The sequence below is a fragment of the Streptomyces sp. PsTaAH-137 genome (assembly GCF_003259365.1).
GTDB lineage: Bacteria > Actinomycetota > Actinomycetes > Streptomycetales > Streptomycetaceae > Streptomyces.
In genome coordinates this window covers 1-1,347 of the sequence record NZ_QLLY01000101.1, presented here as the reverse complement: position 1 = coordinate 1,347, position 1,347 = coordinate 1, and the positions used below count along the sequence as shown (strand labels likewise).

The 1,347-nt window shown below is 73.3% G+C and carries 1 protein-coding gene; it reads right to left on the bottom strand.

Features of this window, described 5'->3' with window-relative positions; translation table 11 throughout:
• Nucleotides 1-1,347 (bottom strand): class I SAM-dependent methyltransferase (locus tag K377_RS41185; protein WP_146614883.1); only part of this gene is annotated, 1,347 nt, incomplete at both ends.

The window sequence follows — 1,347 nt, the reverse complement described above, 5'->3', positions numbered from 1 at the left end:
GTTGGGCCGGGCGCGCCGGCCCGCGTCGGTGGTGACGAACGTGCCGGTGACGGCGGCCTCGGCGGGCAGCGCGGGCAGCAGCAGCGCGTCGTAGCAGCGCGGGTCCTCGCCCGACAGGGTGAGGACGGCTGTCAGGCCGTGGGCGCGGGCCCATTCGGTCAGGTCGTGCGGGTCGACCGCTTCGCCGGGCAGCGCGGTCGGGTCGAGGAGCCCGGCGGCGACCGCGACGGCGGCCTCCTCGGACAGCCGGGCGGAGGGGATGCCGGTGACGCGCACGGGCCCGTCCTCCGTGCGCCCCGCGAGGTCGGCGGGGGTGGCGAGCCGGCCGCCCCACGGCACCTCCGGCAGGCCGGAGAGGTCGAGCACGTCGGCGGGCGCCTTGTGCAGGACGACCTCGTAGCGGTGCCGGGTCAGTTCGTTGTGGGCCTCTCCCGGCTTGAGGCGGATGTCCACGGCGACGGAGTTCCGGGCCGCCCAGTCGGCGAACCACTCCGGGGGGACCACGAGTTCGCGCTCGGCGAGCAGTTCCTTCTCCACGAAGGTCCGCAGTTCGTCGTGCGAGGCGTGCGGGTGGGCGGCGCGCTGGACGGCGGTGAGCAGGACGCGCAGCGTCGAGGCGTTGCGCACATCGCCGACGATCATGCGGCCGCCGGGTTCGAGCAGTTCCATGACCTGGCTCAGAACGTGGTCCAGGTACTCGGCGCTCGGGAAGTACTGGGCGACGGAGTTGAGAACCACCGTGTCGAAGCGGCCCTTGGGCAGGTCGGACAGTTCGTCGGCGGTACGGGCGCTGAGGTGGACCCGGTCGCCGAACCCGAACCGCTCGGCCTGGGCGGTGACGCGCTCCACGACGGGAGCGGAGATGTCGGTGCCCCAGTACGCGTCGACCTCGCCGACGATCTTGGCGAGGAGCAGGCCGGAGCCGACGCCGATGTCCAGGACGCGCCGGGGCGCGTACCGCAGCACCTGGGCGACGGCCGCGTCCCGCCACTGCCGCATCTGCCCGACGGGGATCGGCTCGCCGTCGTACGACGACGTCCACATCTGGAAGTCCTCGCCCCACGCCTCGTCCTCGGAGGCCCGGTAGCTGTCGTCGTAGAGCTCGCGCCAGTCGTCCTGCTGGTCGTCGGCGTCCTCGACCGCGGCGCCGGGGTCGGGCACGACGTAGCCGACGAGGCGCTTGCCGCCCTCGCGGTCCTCGCGGACCACCACGGTGGCCTGGGCGACGCCGGGGTGGTCGGTGAGAGCCTGCTCGATCTCGGCGAGTTCGATGCGGAAGCCGCGGACCTTGACCTGGAAGTCGGTCCGCCCGATGTACTCGACCTGACCGTCCTGCGACCAGCGCAC